Source organism: Streptomyces sp. NPDC042336 (assembly GCF_055581985.1).
Map to the genome: position 1 here is coordinate 1 of NZ_JBVJEA010000009.1, position 20,130 is coordinate 20,130.

Annotated in this window: 13 protein-coding genes; 9 read left to right on the forward strand and 4 right to left on the reverse strand. The window is 69.9% G+C overall.

Annotated features, from left to right (window positions below; translation table 11 throughout):
* The first annotated feature begins 395 nt into the window (after positions 1–395).
* Positions 396–3,008: a SpoIIE family protein phosphatase gene (locus ACZ6IM_RS20235; protein WP_469557937.1), complete on the forward strand. Its 2,613-nt coding sequence runs from the start codon at positions 396–398 to the stop codon at positions 3,006–3,008.
* Between the two features lie 241 nt (positions 3,009–3,249).
* The gene (locus tag ACZ6IM_RS20240) at positions 3,250–4,392 is read left to right on the forward strand and encodes a glycoside hydrolase family 18 protein (protein ID WP_052840871.1); all 1,143 of its coding nucleotides are present in this window, start codon (positions 3,250–3,252) and stop codon (positions 4,390–4,392) included.
* Here the strand turns inward: ACZ6IM_RS20240 and ACZ6IM_RS20245 are convergent.
* Genes ACZ6IM_RS20245 through ACZ6IM_RS20260 form a run of 4 tightly spaced genes read right to left on the reverse strand, consistent with a single transcriptional unit; the run spans position 4,389 to position 8,266 of the window.
* Positions 4,389–5,168 (reverse strand): succinate dehydrogenase/fumarate reductase iron-sulfur subunit, encoded by a 780-nt coding sequence (locus ACZ6IM_RS20245; protein ID WP_469557942.1) that lies wholly within the window; start codon positions 5,166–5,168, stop codon positions 4,389–4,391. The two genes, ACZ6IM_RS20240 and ACZ6IM_RS20245, sit on opposite strands and share 4 nt — an antisense overlap.
* The gene (locus ACZ6IM_RS20250; RefSeq protein ID WP_052840869.1) at positions 5,165–7,114 is read right to left on the reverse strand and encodes a fumarate reductase/succinate dehydrogenase flavoprotein subunit; all 1,950 of its coding nucleotides are present in this window, start codon (positions 7,112–7,114) and stop codon (positions 5,165–5,167) included. The genes ACZ6IM_RS20245 and ACZ6IM_RS20250 overlap by 4 nt, the downstream gene beginning before the upstream one ends.
* Positions 7,114–7,947 carry a hypothetical protein gene (locus ACZ6IM_RS20255; protein ID WP_052840868.1) on the reverse strand — a complete coding sequence of 278 codons (834 nt, stop codon included), beginning with the start codon at positions 7,945–7,947 and terminating at the stop codon, positions 7,114–7,116. Before ACZ6IM_RS20255 ends, ACZ6IM_RS20250 begins: the two co-directional genes overlap by 1 nt.
* Positions 7,948–7,975: 28 nt before the next feature.
* Entirely contained in the window at positions 7,976–8,266 is a 291-nt protein-coding gene (locus tag ACZ6IM_RS20260) for a hypothetical protein (protein WP_052840867.1), read from the reverse strand.
* Between the two features lie 301 nt (positions 8,267–8,567).
* Between ACZ6IM_RS20260 and ACZ6IM_RS20265 the strand changes: the two genes are divergently transcribed.
* The 7 genes from ACZ6IM_RS20265 to ACZ6IM_RS20295 all read left to right on the forward strand — a co-directional run bounded on the left by ACZ6IM_RS20265 (position 8,568) and on the right by ACZ6IM_RS20295 (position 20,093).
* On the forward strand, positions 8,568–10,847 hold the full coding sequence (locus ACZ6IM_RS20265; protein ID WP_469557947.1) for an ABC transporter family substrate-binding protein: 2,280 nt from the start codon (positions 8,568–8,570) through the stop codon (positions 10,845–10,847).
* Between the two features lie 132 nt (positions 10,848–10,979).
* Positions 10,980–12,896 (forward strand): translational GTPase TypA, encoded by a 1,917-nt coding sequence (gene typA / locus ACZ6IM_RS20270; RefSeq protein ID WP_052840865.1) that lies wholly within the window; start codon positions 10,980–10,982, stop codon positions 12,894–12,896.
* A gap of 918 nt (positions 12,897–13,814) precedes the next feature.
* Positions 13,815–14,846, forward strand: coding sequence for an ABC transporter permease (locus ACZ6IM_RS20275; protein WP_052840864.1), 1,032 nt, complete (start codon positions 13,815–13,817; stop codon positions 14,844–14,846).
* Positions 14,847–14,955: 109 nt separating this feature from the next.
* Positions 14,956–16,758, forward strand: coding sequence for an ABC transporter substrate-binding protein (locus tag ACZ6IM_RS20280; RefSeq protein WP_052840863.1), 1,803 nt, complete (start codon positions 14,956–14,958; stop codon positions 16,756–16,758).
* Between the two features lie 112 nt (positions 16,759–16,870).
* A complete protein-coding gene (locus tag ACZ6IM_RS20285) occupies positions 16,871–17,848 on the forward strand; it encodes an ABC transporter permease (protein ID WP_052840862.1) in 978 nt (325 codons plus the stop codon).
* A gap of 10 nt (positions 17,849–17,858) precedes the next feature.
* Positions 17,859–18,920 carry an ABC transporter ATP-binding protein gene (locus ACZ6IM_RS20290; RefSeq protein WP_052840861.1) on the forward strand — a complete coding sequence of 354 codons (1,062 nt, stop codon included), beginning with the start codon at positions 17,859–17,861 and terminating at the stop codon, positions 18,918–18,920.
* 27 nt (positions 18,921–18,947) lie between these two features.
* On the forward strand, positions 18,948–20,093 hold the full coding sequence (locus ACZ6IM_RS20295; RefSeq protein ID WP_052840860.1) for an ABC transporter ATP-binding protein: 1,146 nt from the start codon (positions 18,948–18,950) through the stop codon (positions 20,091–20,093).
* Positions 20,094–20,130: the final 37 nt, after the last annotated feature.

The following is a 20,130-nucleotide window of genomic DNA, read 5'->3' on the forward strand; positions in this document are numbered from 1 at the left end:
CCGCCCCCAGGCCCTACGTCTGGACCAAGACCGCGGACGAGATCCTCGAACGCCTCGCCAACTATCTGAACAGAATTCCCGACTCAGAAGACTAGCGCGACGGCCTCGTGACGCACCGTCGCCACCGCTCCGGTCGGGAATCCGAAATGTCCTCATATCAACCATGCTCCGGGTCGTCGACCGGTTCAGGCCAGTGGCAGTTGTGGGACTCCGTGATTCGATGCCGTGTCCGCTGGTTAGAAGACTGGAAGTGTTGTCACGGTCCGGACCGAAAACCATCGGGACCGTGCTGTGATCGTGAACACCGTGTCGTGCGGCGCCGTAGTGCTGGATACTGCGGGCAGCCGCCTCCGGTGACCGGTGCCGGACGCGGTGAGCTGGAGGGGACGGTTCGCGTGAGCGAGATACCAGCGAGGGCCAAGGAGCCCACGGAGTCCACGGAGTCCGAGGGCCCGTCGGCAGACGCGCCACTCGGTGACGCGGTGTGGCAGAGCAGCCCGCCCGGCTCCATCTACGACTACATCAAGGTCGCCTCCTTCTCCATCGGCCCCGATGGCCTCGTCGACCAGTGGAGCCTGCGCGCGGAGCAACTGCTCGGCATCCGGGCCGAGGACGCCGTGGGCACGGACCCCATCGAGGCCTTCATCGATCCCGACCTGCGCGAACGCGGCCAGCGCAAGATGACCGAGATCCTCGACGGGCGGGAGTGGACCGGCGTGGTCCCCTTCCGCGCCCCGGACGAGGCCACCGGAACCGAACTGCCGGAGGGCGGACGGCGCGCACGGCGCGGGCTCGCCGAGGTGTACGTCATGCCGACGCGCACGGAGGACGGGGAGAGGGCCGCCGTCTGCATCGTCGTCGACGTCCGCGTCCTGCGCAGCATCGAGACCGATCTCGCCGCGTCGCAGGCCATATTCGGCCAGTCTCCGTTCGGCTTCCTGCTGATCGACCCCGACCTGCGGGTGCGCCGTGCCAACCAGCGGTTCGCCTCCACCTTCGGCGGCACACCCGACGACCACCGCGGCAAGGGCGTCCACGACTACCTGCCGCGCGCCGAGGCCGACCGGGTCTCCGCGACCCTGCGCCGGGTCCTGGAGACCGGCGGCTCCATCACCGACATGCACGTCACGGGTTTCGTGCCGGGCTCGGAGGAACGCCGCCACTGGTCCGTCAACCTCTACCGCGTGCACAGCGGTTCCGGCCGGCCCATCGGCGTCGCCTGGCTCGGCACCGACATCACCGCCCGCCGCCAGGCAGCCCGCGAGGCCGCCGCCGCCCGGCGCAACCTCGCCCTGCTCAACGAGGCCGGTGCCCGCATCGGCAACTCCCTCGACCTGGAGACCACCGCCCGCGAACTCCTCGACGTGGTCGTCCCCGGCTTCTGCGACCTGGCCACCGTCGACCTCTACCAGGGCCTGCTGGTCGGCGACCAGTCCCCGCCCGGCCTCGCCGACGGCAGCGCGGAACTGCGCCGTGTCGCCTTCTCCAGTGCGGTCTCGGACGCGCCCTTCCTCGGCACCGGCGAGCGGGTCAAGCTCGGCGCCGTCCACCACTACCCGTTCAACTCGCCCTGCGCGGACGCCCTGCGCACCGCCCGGCCGCGCGCCGTCCCCGCCGAGGACGGCGGCCTCGTGCAGTCCACGCTCGCCGTGCCGATGGTGGCCCACGACACGGTCGTCGGCCTCGTCCAGTTCGCCCGCACCAAGGGCAGCGAGCCGTTCGGCGACCGCGACCGCAACCTCGCGGTGGAACTGGCCGCGCGCGCCGCCGTCTGCATCGACAACGCCCGCCTCTACCGGCGCGAACACGAACGCGCGCTGATACTGCAACGCTCGCTGCTCCCGCCCGGCGACCCGGAGGCCTCCGGCCTCGACATCGCCTGCCGCTACCTGCCCGGCAACGCGGCCACCGGCCGGGCCAGCGAGGTCGGCGGCGACTGGTTCGACGTCATCGAACTCCCCGGGCACCGCACCGCGCTGGTCGTCGGCGACGTCATGGGCCGCGGTCTGCGCGCCGCCGTCGCCATGGGCGAACTGCGCACCGCCGTACGCACCCTGGCCCAGCTCGACCTCGAACCGGCTGAGGTGCTCTCCCAGCTGGACGAGATCGCCCGCGGCCTCGGCGCGCCGGGAGGCGTCCAGCAGGCCACCCGGGCCGCCCGCCGCCCCCGAGAGGCCGACCTGTCCGAGGTCTACCTGGCGACCTGCGTGTACGCCGTCTACGACTCGGTGACCCGGCGCTGCACCTTCGCCAACGCGGGCCACCTGCCGCCGGTCCTGGTCGAGCCCGGCGAGACCGCGCTGATGCTGGACGTGCCGCCGGGGCTGCCGCTCGGCGTCGGCGGGGAGCCCTTCGAGGAGGTGGAGGTCGAACTGCCCGAGGGCGCCCTGCTCGCCCTCTACACCGACGGACTGGTCGAAAGCCGCGACCACCCCCTCGACGAGGGCCTCCAGGCCTTCGTGGGCGCCCTCACCGACCCCGCCCAGCCCCTGGAGGACGTCTGTGACCAGGTCCTGCACACCCTCGACAGCCACCACGGCGAGGACGACATCGCCCTGCTGATGGCCCGCGTCCAGGGACTGCCCAGCGACTCGGTCGGCGACTGGACCCTGCCGCGGGAGCCGCGCAGCGTCGGCCGGGCCCGCGAGTACGCCCGCGCCCAGCTGCTCGCCTGGGACATGGAGCCGCTGGTCGACACCACGGAACTGCTCGTCAGCGAGCTGGTCACCAACGCGCTCAGGTACGGCGAGGGCGAGATCAGGCTCCGCCTCCTGCTCGACCGCACGCTGGTCTGCGAGGTCTGGGACTCGGGCCTGGTCCAGCCGCGCCGGCGCCGCGCCCGCGACACCGACGAGGGCGGCCGCGGTCTGCAACTGGTCGGCCTGCTCAGCGCGGCCTGGGGCTCGCGGCGTACGCCGCGCGGCAAGACGGTCTGGTTCGAACTGCCCCTGCCGGGCGGCGACACCCAGCTCACCGACCCCGCGGAGGCCCTGCTGAGCCTGTTCTGACCCGGCCCGGAGTCGTCCGCGTCCGGGCCCGCCGGATGCGGCGCACCCGGCCGTACCCGGCCAGCAGCAGCGCCGCCCCGGCCGTGGCCAGGGGCGGCAGCAGATCGGCGGAGATCATCCTCACGCACCCCTGACCGCAACCGGAACACCGGTTCGCGTCGTCCCCGCTGGCACCACGCTCGGAGCGTAGGCGCGGAATCCGGCCACCGCGACCGGGGCCGGGCCACAGGGAGGGGACACCGTGGAGGACACGGACCGGAGAGACACCGAATCACAACCCGACCGGGCAGTCGCCGGCGACGATCAGCCCCCGCCGGGGCCACCCACGCCCGACGGCGAATGCGGCACGGGCGGTGCGGACGGGAAGCCGGAGAAGAAGAAGCGCCTCCGCCGCACCCGCCGCATCACCCTCGCCGTCCTCCTCGTCCTGCTCCTCCCCCTCCTCACCGCGGAGACCGCCCTCCGCGTCAACTACCTGGGCGACCCCGCCGACGGCACGTACACCCGCGACCGCGACGCGATCTGGCTCGGCCACGCCTGGGTCGACGGCCGCAAGGACGACGCGGACCTCGCCGCCTTCGCCCGCCGCGTCAAGGCGACCGGCATCCGCGACCTGTACGTCCACACCGGCCCGATGGAACACGACGGCACGCTGCCCGAGTCCCTCCACCCGAAGGCCGGCTGGCTGGTCGACGCCGTGCACCGGGAGCTGCCCGGGGTCCGCGTCCAGGCCTTCCTCGGCGACGTCCTCGCCACCGAGAGCCCCGACGGCATGCGGCTGGAGAAGGCCGCCACCCGTGCCGCCGTCGTCGACTCGGCCCGCCAGGTCCTGGACGTGGGCTACGACGGCGTCCACCTCGACCTGGAGCCGCTGCACTCGGGCGACCGGAACTACCTCTCCCTCCTGGACGACGTCCGCGCCGTCACCCGCGCCCGCAACGCGCAGCTCTCCGTCGCCGCCCACCAGATCGACCCGCTGCCGGGCTTCCACTCCTTCTGGGGCACGGTCGCGGGACACCCCAAGTGGTGGTCGCAGGCGTTCTTCGGCCAGGTCGCCCGCCGCGTCGACCAGATCGCCGTCATGTCCTACGACACCATGCAGCCGCTGGAGAGCCTGTACGGCGGCTACGTCGCCCAGCAGACCTCACTGGCGCTGGAGGCCACCCCGCCCACGACCCACCTCCTGATGGGCCTGCCCTTCTACCACGAGAACCGCTTCGGCCACTGGAACCACGCGGAGACCGTCGCCGCCGCCGTCCGCGGCGTCCGCCTCGGACTGTCCCGCACGGACGCCGACCGGGAGCGGTTCGGCGTCGCCGCGTACATCGACTTCGCGGCGACGGAACAGGACTGGGCGTCGTACCGGGACGGCTGGGTGCGCTAGGACCGGTCCCGGGTCCGGCGCCCGATCTTCGAGCCCAGCCACACCAGTGGGTCGTACTTGCGGTCGACGGCCCGCTCCTTCAGGGGGATCAGCGCGTTGTCCGTGATCCTGATGCCCTCGGGGCACACCTCGGTGCAGCACTTGGTGATGTTGCAGTAGCCGAGGCCGTGTTCGTCCTGGGCGGTGCGTGACCGGTCCAGGCCGGTGTCCCCGGCGGCGTCCAGCGGGTGCCTGTCCAGCTCGGCGACGCGCATGAGGAAGCGCGGGCCCGCGAAGGCCGGCTTGTTCTCCTCGTGGTCGCGGACCACATGGCAGGTGTCCTGGCACAGGAAGCACTCGATGCACTTGCGGAACTCCTGCGAGCGGTCCACGTCCTCCTGCGTCATCCGGTACTCGCCGGGGCCGAGGTCGGCGGGCGGGACGAAGGCGGGGACCTCGCGTGCCTTGGTGTAGTTGAAGCCGACGTCCGTCACCAGGTCCCGGATCACCGGGAAGGCGCGCAGCGGCGTGACGGTGACCGTCTCCTCGCGGGTGAACACGGACATGCGGGTCATGCACAGCAGCCGCGGCCGCCCGTTGATCTCGGCCGAGCACGAACCGCACTTGCCCGCCTTGCAGTTCCAGCGCACCGCGAGGTCGGGGGCCTGGGTGGCCTGGAGGCGGTGGATGATGTCGAGGACCACCTCGCCCTCGTTCACCTCGACGGTGAAGTCCGCCAGGCCGCCGCCCTCCACGTCACCGCGCCACACCTTGAACCGGGCCTCGTAGCCGCTCATTCGGACAGGCCCTCCAGTTCCTCGTCGGCGAGGTACTTCACCAGCTCCTCCTTGTCGAAGAGGGCGAGCAGGTCGGGCCGGATCGGCTCGGTGGTCTGCCGCTCCAGGGCGATCCGGCCGCGCTCCGGGTCCGTCGCCGCGAGTTCGTCCGCCGGGCCGGCCAGCGAGCAGAGCAGGTTGACCGGGCGCCAGCGCCGGTCCATCGACGGATGGTCCTCACGGGTGTGCCCGCCGCGCGACTCGGTGCGCTCCAGCGCCGCCCGCGCCACGCACTCGCTGACCAGCAGCATGTTGCGCAGGTCCAGCGCGAGGTGCCAGCCCGGGTTGAACTGCCGGTGCCCCTCCACCCCGGCCCGGCGGGCCCGCACCCGCAGCTCCGCCAGCTTCTCCAGGGCCTGCTTCATCTCCGCCTCGCGGCGGATGATCCCCACCAGGTCGTTCATCGTCTGCTGGAGTTCCTGATGCAGGGTGTACGGGTTCTCCGGCGGGCCCGCGTCGGGCTCGTGCGCCTCGGCGGAGAACGGCCGCAGGGCCTCCGCGGCGGCGGCGTCGACCTGCGCGTCCTCGACCCGGGCGCGTACGCCGTCGCCCGACCGCCCCGCCGCGTACTCGGCCGCGTACCTCCCCGCCCGGCGCCCGAACACCAGCAGGTCGGACAGCGAGTTGCCGCCCAGCCGGTTGGAGCCGTGCATGCCGCCGGCCACCTCACCGGCCGCGAACAGCCCCGGCACCCCGCGTGCGGCGGCGGTGTCGGAGTCGACGGCGACGCCGCCCATGACGTAGTGGCAGGTGGGCCCGACCTCCATCGCCTCCGCCGTGATGTCCACGTCCGCCAGCTCCTTGAACTGGTGGTACATGGAGGGCAGTCGGCGCCGGATGACGTCGGCGGGCATCCGGGTCGACACGTCGAGGAAGACCCCGCCGTGCGGCGAGCCCCGCCCCTCCTTCACCTCGGCGTTGATCGCGCGGGCGACCTCGTCGCGGGGGAGGAGTTCGGGCGGGCGCCGGTTGTGGTCCGGGTCGTCGTACCAGCGGTCGCCCTCCGCCTCCGACTCGGCGTACTTCTCCTTGAAGACGTCCGGGATGTAGTCGAACATGAACCGCTTGCCCTCGGAGTTCCTCAGCACCCCGCCGTCGCCGCGCACCGACTCGGTGACCAGGATGCCCTTCACCGAGGGGGGCCAGACCATGCCCGTCGGGTGGAACTGCACGAACTCCATGTTCAGCAGCGGCGCCCCGGCCAGCAGCGCCAGGGCGTGACCGTCGCCGGTGTACTCCCACGAGTTCGACGTCACCTTGAACGACTTGCCGATGCCGCCGGTGGCGATCACCACCGAGGGCGCCTCCAGCACGAAGAAGCGGCCGCTCTCGCGCTCGTAGCCGAAGACGCCCGAGACCTCGCGGCCCTCCTTGAGCACCCGGGTGACCGTGCACTCCTGGAAGACCTTCAGCCGGGACTCGTGGTCCCCGGTCTCCCGGAAGTCCTCCTGCTGGAGCGAGACGATCTTCTGCTGGAGGGTGCGGATCAGCTCCAGGCCCGTGCGGTCGCCGACGTGGGCCAGGCGCGGGTACTCGTGGCCGCCGAAGTTGCGCTGCGAGATCCGGCCGTCCGCGGTGCGGTCGAACAGCGCGCCCCAGGTCTCCAGTTCCCACACCCGCTGCGGGGCCTCCTGGGCGTGCAGCTCGGCCATCCGCCACTGGTTGAGGAACTTGCCGCCGCGCATGGTGTCGCGGAAGTGGACCTGCCAGTTGTCGCCGGAGTTGACGTTGCCCATGGAGGCGGCGATGCCGCCCTCGGCCATCACGGTGTGCGCCTTGCCGAACAGCGACTTGCAGATCACGGCCGTACGGGCGCCCCGCTCGCGGGCCTCGACGGCGGCGCGCAGCCCGGCGCCGCCCGCGCCCACCACGACGACGTCCCACTCCTGCCGGTCGACCACGGACATCAGAACAACCTCGGATCGTCGAAGGCACCGGACGCGACGAGATACACGTAGAAGTCGGCGAGCGCCACGCTCACCAGCGACGCCCAGGCGAGCTGCATGTGCCGGGCGTTGAGCCTGCCGACCAGCTGCCACATCCGGTAGCGCACGGGGTGCCGCGAGAAGTGCTTGAGCTTGCCGCCGACGATGTGCCGGCAGGAGTGGCAGGAGAGGGTGTACGCCCAGATCAGCGCGATGTTGGCGAGGAAGACCAGGGTGCCGAGCCCCATGTGGCCCCACGCGTAGTCCTCGTCGCGGAAGGCGAGCACGGTGTCGTAGGTGAGGATGCCCGCGACCAGCAGTGCCGCGTAGAAGAAGTACCGGTGGACGTTCTGCAGGATCAGCGGGAAGCGGGTCTCGCCGGTGTACTTCTTGTGCGGCTCGGCCACCGCGCAGGCCGGCGGGGACGCCCAGAAGCCCCGGTAGTAGGCCTTGCGGTAGTAGTAGCAGGTCAGGCGGAAGCCGAGCGGGAAGATCAGGATGATGATCGCGGGGGAGACGCCCCACCAGGTGCCGAGGAGTTCCCAGTTGGGACCCGAGCGCATCGGCTCGCAGTTCTCCGCCAGACAGGGGGAGTAGAAGGGCGAGACGTAGGGGGCCGCGTAGTAGTCGGCGTTCGCGAAGGCCCGCCAGGTCGAGTAGACGACGAAGGCCAGCAGGCCCGCGGCGGTGGCGGCCGGTGCCAGCCACCAGCGGTCGGTGCGCAGGTGCGGGGCGCGGATGGCGGCGCGCGTCGGGGTGTGCACGCCGCCGCGCGGATGGGGGTCGGTGGCAGGGGGTTCCGTACCAGTGGCCACTGGGCGACTCCGGTCGGTCGGGTCGGGTTCAGGGGGCGCGGCGGTCGCGGGCGCCGAGGCCCTCGTCGTCCGAGTCCGTCCACAGCGAGCCGTCGTACGGCGTGTCGGGGATGGGGACGAGGTCCGGACGCCTGGGCGCGTCCGGGGCGGCGGCCGCCGCACGCAGCAGCGCGACACTCTCGCGCAGGTGGTCGGCGTCGGTGCGGACCCGGCGGACCTCCAGTCCACCGCTGCCCAACTGCTGTTCCAGCCGGGTCACCGTCCGGGACAGCTCGTCCAGGCTGCGCTGCACCGATGAAAGATCGTCGTGCACGGACAAGACGTGACCTCATTTCCGTCGGACACGGCGGCAGGCGGCCGGTCCCGGGGGCTACGTTCACGCGCCTGAGAGTGTCGCGCGTCACACCGGCCGCTGGGAAGGGATGTGCAGGGATTGGCCGGGGCGCGTCGGTGCAGCGCGGGTGGCGTTGCGCCGCACGGGTGGCGTTACGCACCGTCGCCGCCGTGTCTCCCAGCGTGGGCGAACCGTTTCCCCTTCAGTGGCCGCATCCCCGTCCGGATACAAATGATCAACCTGAATACCGCAAATCTCGCAAACGCGGCCTTCCGGAGGTAGCAAGATGTCCCACGTCGGCGTCGGACCGAGCGCGGTCACGCGTTCGGTCGCCTTCCTCACCGCGGGTGTCCTCGCGGTCCCCGCGCTGGCCGGCTGCACCTCCGAGGAGCCGTCGGGCAAGCCGCTCGCCGAACAGGACGTCGCCGCCGCGGCCCGCGCCCGGATCTCCGACGGCGGCACCCTGCGCTGGGCCGTGGACTCCGTGCCGGACACGCTGAACGCCTTCCAGTCGGACGCCGACGCCACCACGACCCGCGTCGCGCAGGCCGTGCTGCCCGCGATGTACCGGATGGACGAGACCGGCAGCCCGGTGCGCGACGCCGACTACCTGGAGTCGGCCGAGGTCGTCGACACCGAGCCCAAGCAGGTCGTCGTCTACAAGCTGAACCAGCAGGCCGTCTGGAGCGACGGCCGGGAGATCGGCGCCGCGGACTTCGCCGCCCAGTGGCGCGCCCTGTCCGGGAAGGACAGCGCCTACTGGACCGCTCGCAACGCCGGCTACGACCGCATCGAGAAGATCGAGCGCGGCGCCGACGACCTGGAGGTCAAGGTCACCTTCAGTCGGCCCTACGCCGACTGGAAGGCCCTGTTCACGCCCCTGTACCCGAAGGACGTCACGGGCACCCCCGACGCCTTCAACGACGGCGCGCGACGGACGCTCAAGGTCAGCGCCGGCCCCTTCGCCGTCAAGAAGGTCGACACCAAGGGCGACCGGGTCGTCCTCACCGGCAACCCGCGCTGGTGGGGCGAGCCGGCGAAGCTGGACCAGATCGTGCTGCGCGCCGTCCCGCGCGACGAGCGGGTCTCCGAACTGGTCGCCGGCGAGCTCGACCTCGCCGAGATCGACCCGGAGACCGCCGACGAGGTCGGTCTGGCCGCCGGGCCCCGGGACCCCGCCACCGGCACCCCCCTCATGGGCCCCGGGGGCAGCCCGGCCCCCGGTCCGCAGGGCAGGTCCGCCGCCGAGGCGCTGCGCTCCTGGGCGATCGCCAACGGCTCCGACGAGGAGGCCGCCGAGGAGGAGGTCCTCGCCCGTGAGGAGCGGCGCGAGGCCGAGGCGAAGGTCCGGCGCCGCCAACAGGCCCTGAGCGGCTTCGAGGTACGCAAGTCGCTGGAGCCCGCCTACACCCAGCTCGCCCTCAACGGCGCCGACGGCCCCCTCGCCGACGAGCGCGTCCGCAGGGCCGTGGCCCGCGCCCTGGACCGCGGGAAGCTGGCCCGTGCGGTGCTGAAGCCGCTCGGCCTGCCCGCCGAGCCCGTGGGCAGCCACCTCGCGCTGTCCGGCCAGCCCGCCTACGCCGACGGCAGTGGCGCGCTCGGCGAGCAGAACGCCAAGGAGGCCCGGGCCCTGCTCGCGGACGCCGGGTGGGTCTCCGGCGGCCCGGTGAAGAAGAAGGACGGCGAGGAGGCGGCCGGCGCCGAGAAGGACAAGAAGGGCGACAAGGGCGAGGACGAGAAGGACGAGAAGGACGAGAAGACGTCCGAGGGCGACGACGACGGCACGTACATCGTCGGCGAGGACGGCAAGAACGACGGCAGGGACGACGCCAGGAACGACCACGGTGACGACGCCAAGGACGGCGCCGACCAGGAGAGCGGCGAGAAGCACAGCAGCGGCAAGAACACCGCGCAGGGCGGCGCGCCCGGCGCCTACGCCCCCAAGGGCACCGCGGCCCCGGCCGGCTCGGCGGCGGCTCCGCTCGCCAAGGACGGCAAGGCGCTCACCCTCCGCTTCGTGCTCCCCTCCGGCCCCGGCTCCGAGACCCTGCGCACCGTGGCCGACCGCATCACGGACATGCTGAAGGAGATCGGCATCGGCACCGAGGTCACCAAGGTGCCGGACGAGAGCTACTTCAAGGACCACATCGCCGCCGGCGAGTACGACCTGGCGCTCTACTCCTGGCCCGCCTCCGCCTTCCCGGCTACCGACGCCCGCCCCATCTACGCCAAGCCCGTCCCGGCCGCCGACGGTTCCCTGAACGTCGCGCAGAACTACACCCGGGTCGGCACCGACCAGGTCGACCAGCTCTTCGACCGGGCCATGGCCACCCTGGACCAGAAGGAGGCCCGGGACCTGCTGCGCAAGGCCGACTCGCGGATCTGGGCGGCGGCCGGCTCCGTCCCCCTCTACCAGCGCCCCCAGCTGGTGGCGGCCCGCGAGAACCTTGCCAACGCGGGAGCCTTCGGCTTCGAGACGCCGGTCTACGAGGACATGGGCTTCCTGAAGAAGGGCGCCCAGGGCTCCCGGCCCTCCGCCCCTTCCTCGGCCTCGCCCTCGTCCTGAACCCTCCTGGCAAGCCGCAGCCTCCGGGGCCCCGTACCATTGGGTGAGGCCGTGGCATGTACCGCCCGGCAGGCCCGCGTGACACGGACGTCCGCGAGGGCCGTCCTCACACCCTCCGGGAGTAAGCCACTTATGGCTGCGTCTACAACGCGTCACGACATCCGCAACGTCGCCATCGTCGCCCACGTCGACCACGGCAAGACCACCATCGTCGACGGAATGCTAAAGCAGGCCGGCGCCTTCGCCGCGCACCAGCTCGAAGGCGTCGACGACCGCATGATGGACTCGAACGACCTGGAGCGTGAGAAGGGCATCACGATCCTCGCCAAGAACACGGCGGTGAAGTACCACCCGAAGGATGGCGGCGACGTCATCACCATCAACATCATCGACACCCCGGGCCACGCCGACTTCGGTGGCGAGGTCGAGCGCGGTCTGTCGATGGTGGACGGCGTCGTCCTGCTCGTGGACGCCTCCGAGGGCCCGCTGCCGCAGACCCGCTTCGTGCTGCGCAAGGCGCTCCAGCAGCGGCTGCCGATCATCCTCTGCATCAACAAGACGGACCGTCCGGACGCCCGGATCGACGAGGTCGTCAACGAGACGTACGACCTCTTCCTCGACCTGGACGCCGACGAGGAGCAGATCGAGTTCCCGATCGTCTACGCGTGCGGCCGGGACGGCGTCGCCTCCCTCACCAAGCCGGAGGACGGCACGGTCCCGTCCGACTCCACCAGCCTGGAGCCGTTCTTCTCGACGATCCTGGACTACATCCCGGCCCCGACCTTCGACGAGGACGCCCCGCTCCAGGCGCACGTGACCAACCTGGACGCCGACAACTTCCTCGGCCGCATCGCGCTGCTGCGCGTGCACCAGGGCGAGCTGAAGAAGGGCCAGACGGTCGCCTGGATGAAGCGCGACGGGTCCGTGCAGAACGTGCGGATCTCCGAGCTGATGATGACCGAGGCGCTCACCCGCAAGCCCGCGGAGAAGGCCGGCCCCGGTGACATCTGCGCGGTCGCCGGCATCCCGGAGATCATGATCGGCGAGACCCTGGCGGACCCGGAGAACCCGGTCCCGCTGCCGCTGATCACGGTGGACGAGCCCGCGATCTCCATGACCATCGGCACCAACACCTCCCCGCTGGTCGGCCGCGGCGCCACCGGCAAGGGCGCCGACAACAAGGCGGTCGTCAAGGACCGCAAGGTCACCGCCCGCCAGGTCAAGGACCGCCTGGACCGCGAGCTGATCGGCAACGTCTCGCTCCGCGTCATGGACACCGAGCGCCCGGACGCCTGGGAGGTGCAGGGCCGCGGTGAGCTGGCGCTGGCCATCCTGGTCGAGCAGATGCGCCGTGAGGGCTTCGAGCTGACCATCGGCAAGCCGCAGGTCGTCACCAAGGAGGTCGACGGCAAGACGTACGAGCCCGTCGAGCGGATGACGATCGACGTGCCCGAGGAGCACATGGGCGCGGTCACGCAGCTGATGGGCGTGCGCAAGGGCCGGATGGACAACATGTCCAACCACGGCTCCGGCTGGGTCCGCATGGAGTTCGTGGTCCCCTCGCGCGGCCTGATCGGATTCCGGACGGAGTTCCTCACCCAGACCCGCGGCACCGGCATCGCCCACTCCATCCACGAGGGCCACGAGCCCTGGTTCGGCACCCTGACGACCCGTAACAACGGCTCGCTGGTCGCCGACCGCTCGGGCGCCGTCACCGCGTTCGCGATGACCAACCTCCAGGAGCGCGGCGTGCTCTTCACGGACCCCGGCACCGAGGTGTACGAGGGCATGATCGTCGGCGAGAACTCGCGCGCCGACGACATGGACGTGAACATCACCAAGGAGAAGAAGCTCACCAACATGCGGTCGTCCTCGGCCGACTCGTTCGAGGCGATCGTCCCGCCGCGCAAGCTCTCCCTGGAGCAGTCCCTGGAGTTCTGCCGCGACGACGAGTGCGTCGAGGTCACCCCGGAGGCCGTCCGGATCCGCAAGGTGAACCTGGACGCCCGCGAGCGCGCCCGCGCCGCCAGCCGCGCCAAGCACGGCTGACCCCGCCGCACGACCGACGGCACCGGACACCACGGCTCACGTGGTGTCCGGTGCCGTTCGGCGTGGTGGCGACGGAGCCGGGACGCGGGTGGGGCCGGGGCGTAGGGAAAACCCTCGATTTTCCGGCGGTGCGGCACAGGGCGGGCAGAGCCGCACTAACCTGCGCGGAAGCACTCCGCCCGGAGCGCCGGCGGGCGCTCCCGCCGGGCGGTCCGGCGGCCGGCGCCGACGGACGTGCCGGGCGCGGGACATACCTGTGGGTCAGCTTGCACCCACCGCACGTTACGCGCAATCAATTTCTGTCGCGCGGACGTCCGTTATACGGACGGTCACCACCGTTAGATGTGTAACAAGTCCGTTTCGCAGCGATCTCGTACCAAACCCTTTGTCCGGATTTTGAAAGATCTGGCCCCTATCTGTGATCGAACCGAGACCTCGAACCAGTGGTTCGTTCCCCGGAGGATGGCAGATAGTTAGGCGCGTAGAGCTCGGATAAACGGGTCACGCGCTGACGGGGCGCAGGCTCGCGAGCGTGAGGGTGCCAGGCGATCCCATCACCGGCCGGTGGCCGGAATGTGTCGCGTGCTCCTCTTTGCGGTGAACCAGCGGATTCATGAGGAGGAACCCATGCGAGGTGCCACAAGCGCCATATGGGTCGCGTCGTCCCCGATGGCAGGTGTAGGCCCCGCGGGTGCGTTCAGTGCCGTCACGGTTGATGCGGCAGCGGCCCGGCGTCGCGAACTTCCTTGACGTCGTGTGCCGTCGGTCGGCAGCCGCCGACCGCGAGCCAGGGTTCTCCGGGGGCGGTGTCGCCCCTCCGTCGTTGTTCCCCTCGCGCGCTGCGGAAGACGTACGCCGTGCGAAGGCCGTCGGCCGCGTGCACTCCCGACGACCTCCTACCTGTGAAATGGACGAATCATGACAAGTCCAATCGAGATTGAGGGTGCTGAAGCCTCTTCCGTCTTGGACAAAGAGAGCGCGCCGCAGGGCGACGCCCCGAAGCCCAAGGAGCCGGAAGGGCGCAAGCCCGGCCAGTTGATGTGGGCGCGCTTCAAGCGCGACCGGGCCGGTGTGATCTCTGCCTGCATCGTCCTGTTCTTCTTCGTCATCGCCGCGGCGGCGCCGCTGATCTCGAAGGTCTACGGCAAGGACCCGTATACCCTGTACGGGCAGGAGAACCCCAACCTCCTGGACATGTTCACCATGCCGGCCGCGCCCTTCGGCGGCATCGACGGCGACTTCTGGTTCGGCATCGAACCGGGCCTCGGCCGCGACGTGTTCACCCAGCTGCTGTACGGCATGCGCAACTCGATGGCCACCGCGCTGGCGGCGACCCTCATCATGACGGTGCTGGGCGTCCTGATCGGCCTGGCCGGCGGCTACTTCGGCGGGAAGATCGACTACTGGCTCGGCCGGATCACCGACTTCTTCATGGCACTGCCCAGCCAGCTCTTCTTCGTCGCCGCGATGCCCGTCATCACCACGGTGTTCGTCGCCCCCGACAAGGAGACGCCCACCTATGTGCGCGCCTCCGCGATCATCATCGTGCTGTCCTTCCTGGGCTGGATGAGCATGGCCCGGATCGTCCGGGGCGCCACGATGTCCCTGCGCGACCGGGAGTTCATCGAGGCGGCCCGCATCTCCGGGGCCTCGCCCTGGCGCATCCTCCGCAAGGAGCTGCTGCCCAACATCGTCACTCCGACGCTGGTACAGGCGACGCTCACGCTGCCGAGCACCATCCTCAGCATCGCGTTCCTGTCCTTCGTGGGCGTGGGGTACGTCGAGCCCACGCCGGACTGGGGGCGGATGTTCGCCATCGGCGCGGACATCGTCGAGCAGGACCCCTACTACATGCTCTTCCCCGGCGTCGCCATGGTGATCTTCATGGTGGCCTTCAACCTCCTCGGTGACTCGATCCGGGACGCCTTCGACCCCAAGGGAAACCGCTGAGGCCAGGGGGACCCCCCACATCCTCGCCCGGCCGGTTCGGTGCCGCTCAGCCCGGCCCCGGCCACGTACCAGCAGTGCTCACTACTCACAGGCAGGTGGATTCGTCCCTATGAGCATTCTCCGCAACCGCACCGCCACGGCCGCCATAGTCGCGGTCGCAGCCGGCGCCCTGACCCTCACCGCCTGCGGCGGCGGCGACGGCGGCAGCTCCGCCAAGGACAACAGCAAGAAGAAGGAAGACGCCAAGTCGCAGTCGAAGCCGGTGCAGATCGGCGACGCGCAGGCGTCCACGGGCCCGGCCCCCGAGGTCCCGGGCGCCAAGCCGGGCGGCGTGGCGACCGTGTACCAGGAGGCGGACTTCTCGCACCTGGACCCGGGCCAGATCTACGTCTCGGACGGCAAGCTGCTCAGCCGCCTCATCTTCCGCGGTCTGACCCAGTACGACGAGGACGAGAACGGCAACCTGACCGTCGTGGGCGACCTCGCCACCGACGCCGGCAAGGCGTCCGACGGCGGCAAGACCTGGACGTACACCCTCAAGGACAACCTGAAGGACGCGAACGGCAACCCGATCAACTCGGCGGACATCCGCCACACGATCGAGCGCCTCTACGCCAACTACATCACCGACGGCCCGACCTACCTGCAGCAGTGGCTGTCGGGTGACGGCACCACCTACCGCGACGCCTACGCGGGCCCGGACAAGGGCAAGCACCTGCCCGACTCCGTCCTGGAGACGCCGGACGACAAGACGATCGTCATGCACTTCAAGAAGGCGCGTCCCGACGTCCCGCAGATGCTGACCATGCCCGGTTACAGCGTCGTGCCGGAGGAGACGGACACCAAGGAGAAGTACGACAACGCCCCCGTCGCCGTCGGCCCGTACAAGATCGCCGACTTCAAGCCGGGCAAGTCCATGAAGCTGGTCAAGAACACCCAGTGGGACCCGAAGTCCGACTCGGTGCGCCACCAGTACGTCGACGGGTTCAACATCTCGATGAACCACGACGACGAGGACCAGACCAAGACCCTCCTCGCCGACCAGGGCGAGGCCAAGAACGCCATGATGTTCACGGGTCAGGTCGCCACCACGCAGCTGCAGAAGGTGGTCGGCGACAAGGACGCGATGAAGAACCGCACGATCCAGGGCTACGCCCCGTACGTGTGGCAGCTCAACTTCAATCTGGACCGCATCAAGGACAAGAAGCTCCGTGACGCGATCACCCTGGCGCTGCCCTCCGACTCGGTCTTCAAGGCCGACGGTGGCGCCTACGGCGGTGAGGTCGCCAACTCGCTGATGTCGCCCACGACCCCGGGCTACGACGACAAGTTCGACCCGTTCAACCGGCTCAAGAAGCCGAACGGTGACATCGAGGCCGCAAAGAAGCTGATCAAGGAGGGTGGCTTCGAGGGCAAGAGCCTCGTCTACGCCTACGGCAACACGCCGACCCGCCAGAAGCAGGCCGTCCTGATCGCCGACGCCCTGGAGAAGATCGGTCTGGACATCCAGAAGAAGGAGATCGACTCCGCCACCTGGTACGAGCAGGTCGGCAAGGTCAAGAACGGCTACGACCTGTACATGACCGGCTGGGGCCAGGACTGGCCGTCCGCCTCCACGGTCATCCCGCCGGTGTACGACGGCACGCAGATCCAGGACGGTTCGTCGAACTACTCGCACATCAACGACGAGCACGTGAACTCCGAGATCAAGCGCATCGAGACGATCTCGGACACGGCGGAGGCCACCAAGGCCTGGGCCGAGCTGAGCGAGTACATCTCCAAGGAAGTCAACCCGGCCGCCCCGATCTACTACACCAAGGTCTTCCAGATCTTCGGTTCCAACATCGGCGGCATCCGCTACAGCTCGGACTCGAGCTACGTGGACGTCACCCGGATCTTCCTCAAGAAGTAGTCCGCTCGGTCGGGAGACCGGTGGGGGCGCGCGGCGGAGCGCCCCCACCGGGCCCTGATCCCCTCCAGACCTCCCCATCCGACTGCCGCAGTCCTGAGAGCAGCTGTCTGCCATGCTTCAATTCCTGATTCGCCGGACCTTCGGCGCAGCGCTGATCCTGGTGTTGATCAGTGCCTTCACCTTCTTCATGTTCTTCGCGATCCCGCAGGACCCGGCCATGCTGGCCTGTGGCAAGAACTGCACTCCGGACGCGCTGGCGATCATTCACCAGAACCTGGGCCTCGACAAGCCGGTCCCGGTGCAGTACTGGAACTTCCTGATCGGCATCTTCGCCGGCCGCGACTTCGCCGTCGGCCACTGCAGCGCCCCCTGCTTCGGCGTCTCCTTCGCCAACAACCAGAACGTCTGGGACACGATCCTCGACCGCTTCCCGGTGACCATCTCGCTGACCCTCGGCAGCCTGCTCGTCTTCCTCACGCTCGGCCTCGGCGCCGGTCTCCTGGCCGCCAAGTTCCGCGGCACCTGGATCGACAAGACGTTCAGCTCCGGTTCGCTGGTCATCAGCTCGCTGCAGATCTACTTCCTCGGCCCGCTGGTGATGATCCCGCTGGTGTACTCGACGGGCTGGCTGGACAAGCCGAAGTACGTGCCCTTCTCCGAGGACCTCGGCGGCTGGTTCATGGGCCTGCTGATCCCCTGGGTCGTCATGGCGACCATCTTCACCGCCAACTACACCCGGATGAGCCGCTCCTCGATGATCGAGCAGCTGCAGGAAGAACATGTGCGGGCGGCCCGCGCCAAGGGCATGTCGGGCAACTACACCTTCTTCCGCTACGCCTGGCGCGGCTCCCTCGTTCCCATCGTGACCATCCTCGGCATCGACCTGTCCGCCCTCATGGGCGGCGGCATGGTGACCGAGATGACGTTCGGCCTGGCCGGGATCGGCCGGCTCGCACTGAAGTCCGTCACTGACAAGGACCTGCCGATGCTGATGGGCGTCATGCTGGTCAGTGCCGCGCTCATCATCGTCTTCAACCTGATCGTGGACGCCCTGTACGCCGTCATCGACCCGCGCGTGCGCCTGTCCTAGGAGAACCACCGTGACCACTCAGACCAAGCCCGAAGAGGCCCCGGCCGCCGCCGCGGGAGACTCGTTCCTCTCGGTGCGCGACCTCAAGGTCCACTTCTCCACCGAGGGCGGCGTCGTCAAGGCGGTGGACGGGCTCTCCTTCGACCTGGAGCGGGGCAAGACCCTCGGCATCGTGGGCGAGTCCGGCTCCGGCAAGTCGGTGACCAACCTGGCCGTCCTCGGCCTGCACGACCGCCGCAGGACCGCGATCGACGGATCGATCAGGCTGGACGGCCAGGAGCTGACCGACGCCAGTGAGAAGCAGCTGGAGAAGCTGCGCGGCAAGAAGATGGCGATGATCTTCCAGGACGCGCTGACCGCGCTGTCTCCGTACTACACGGTCGGCCGCCAGATCGCGGAGCCGTTCATGAAGCACAACGGCGCGTCCAAGAAGGACGCCCGGGTGCGCGCCATCGACCTGCTGCAGAAGGTCGGCATCCCGCACCCGCAGCAGCGGGTGGACGACTATCCGCACCAGTTCTCCGGCGGTATGCGTCAGCGCGCCATGATCGCGATGGCCCTCTCGTGCAACCCGGACCTGCTCATCGCGGACGAGCCCACCACGGCGCTCGACGTGACCGTCCAGGCCCAGATCCTCGACCTGCTCAAGGACCTCCAGCAGGAGTTCGGCTCCGCGATCATCATGATCACCCACGACCTGGGCGTGGTCGGCAACATGGCCGACGACATCATGGTCATGTACGCGGGCCGGGCCGTCGAGCGCGGCACGGTGCGCGAGGTGCTCAAGTCCCCGCAGCACCCGTACACCTGGGGCCTGCTGGGCTCGATGCCGAACCTCACCTCCGATGTCGACGAGCCGCTGATGCCGATCCCGGGATCGCCGCCCTCCCTGCTGAACCCGCCCTCGGGGTGCGCGTTCCACCCGCGGTGCGGCTTCACCGACCTGGTCTCCGGCAGCCGTTGCTCGGGCGAGCGCCCGTTGCTCGGCCAGGGACGCGCCGCCGCGTGCCACCTCACGGGGGACCAGCGGCAGCAGGTCTTCATCGACAAGATTCAGCCCCGGCTGGGCTGAGCGGAAACCGGCGACTGGGGCATCACCATGAGCGACAACAGCAAGACGAAGACAGCGGTGGCCGACACCTTCCCGCAGCAGCGGGACGGTGACACCGGCCCGCTCCTCAAGGTCAGGGACCTGGCGAAGCACTTCCCGATCAAGGGAGGCTTCCCGATCAAGCGCACCGTCGGCCATGTCAAGGCCGTCGACGGCGTCGACCTGGAGGTCTACCCGGGCGAGAGCCTCGGCCTCGTCGGTGAGTCCGGCTGCGGCAAGTCGACCACCGGCCGGCTGCTGACCCGCCTGTACGAACCCACCCACGGGACCATCGAGTACAAGGGCCAGGACATCAGCCGCGCCAACCGGCGACAGCTGGCGCCGATCAGGTCCGAGATCCAGATGATCTTCCAGGACCCGTACGCGTCGCTGAACCCGCGGCAGACCGTCGGAACGATCATCTCGGGCCCGATGGAGATCAACGGGATCAACCCGCCCGGCGGCCGGGAGAAGCGCGTCCGGGAACTCCTGGAGATCGTCGGTCTCAACCCGGAGCACTACAACCGCTTCCCGCACGAGTTCTCCGGCGGCCAGCGCCAGCGCATCGGTGTCGCGCGCGCCGTCGCCCTGGAGCCGAAGCTGATCGTCGCCGACGAGCCCGTCTCGGCCCTCGACGTGTCGATCCAGGCCCAGGTGGTGAACCTGCTGCAGGAGGTGCAGCGGGAGATGGGGATCGCGTTCGTCTTCATCGCCCACGACCTGGCGATCGTGCGGCACTTCTCGCAGCGCATCGCGGTGATGTACCTGGGCAAGGTCGTGGAGATCGCGGACCGCGACTCGCTCTACAACCGCCCCCGCCACCCGTACACGCACGCCCTGCTGTCCGCGGTGCCGGAGGTCGACCTCGACGCCGAGAAGAAGCAGCGCATCCGGCTCGAGGGCGACGTTCCCTCGCCGATCTCGCCGCCCTCCGGCTGCCGGTTCCGCACCCGGTGCTGGAAGGCGCAGGACAAGTGCGCCACCGAGGAGCCGCCGCTCGTGCAGATCTCCGGGAACCGCGAGGGCCACCTGACGGCCTGCCACTTCCCGGAGGAGGGCTCGACGGAGGCCAGGGCCGAGGACATCGTCCTGGACCCGGGCCTGAAGGCGATGGAGGACGACGCCGACGGCGGCGCGGCGGTCTCCAAGGCCTGACCGGCACGCGACCACGGCGCCGAAGGGCGGCGGCGGG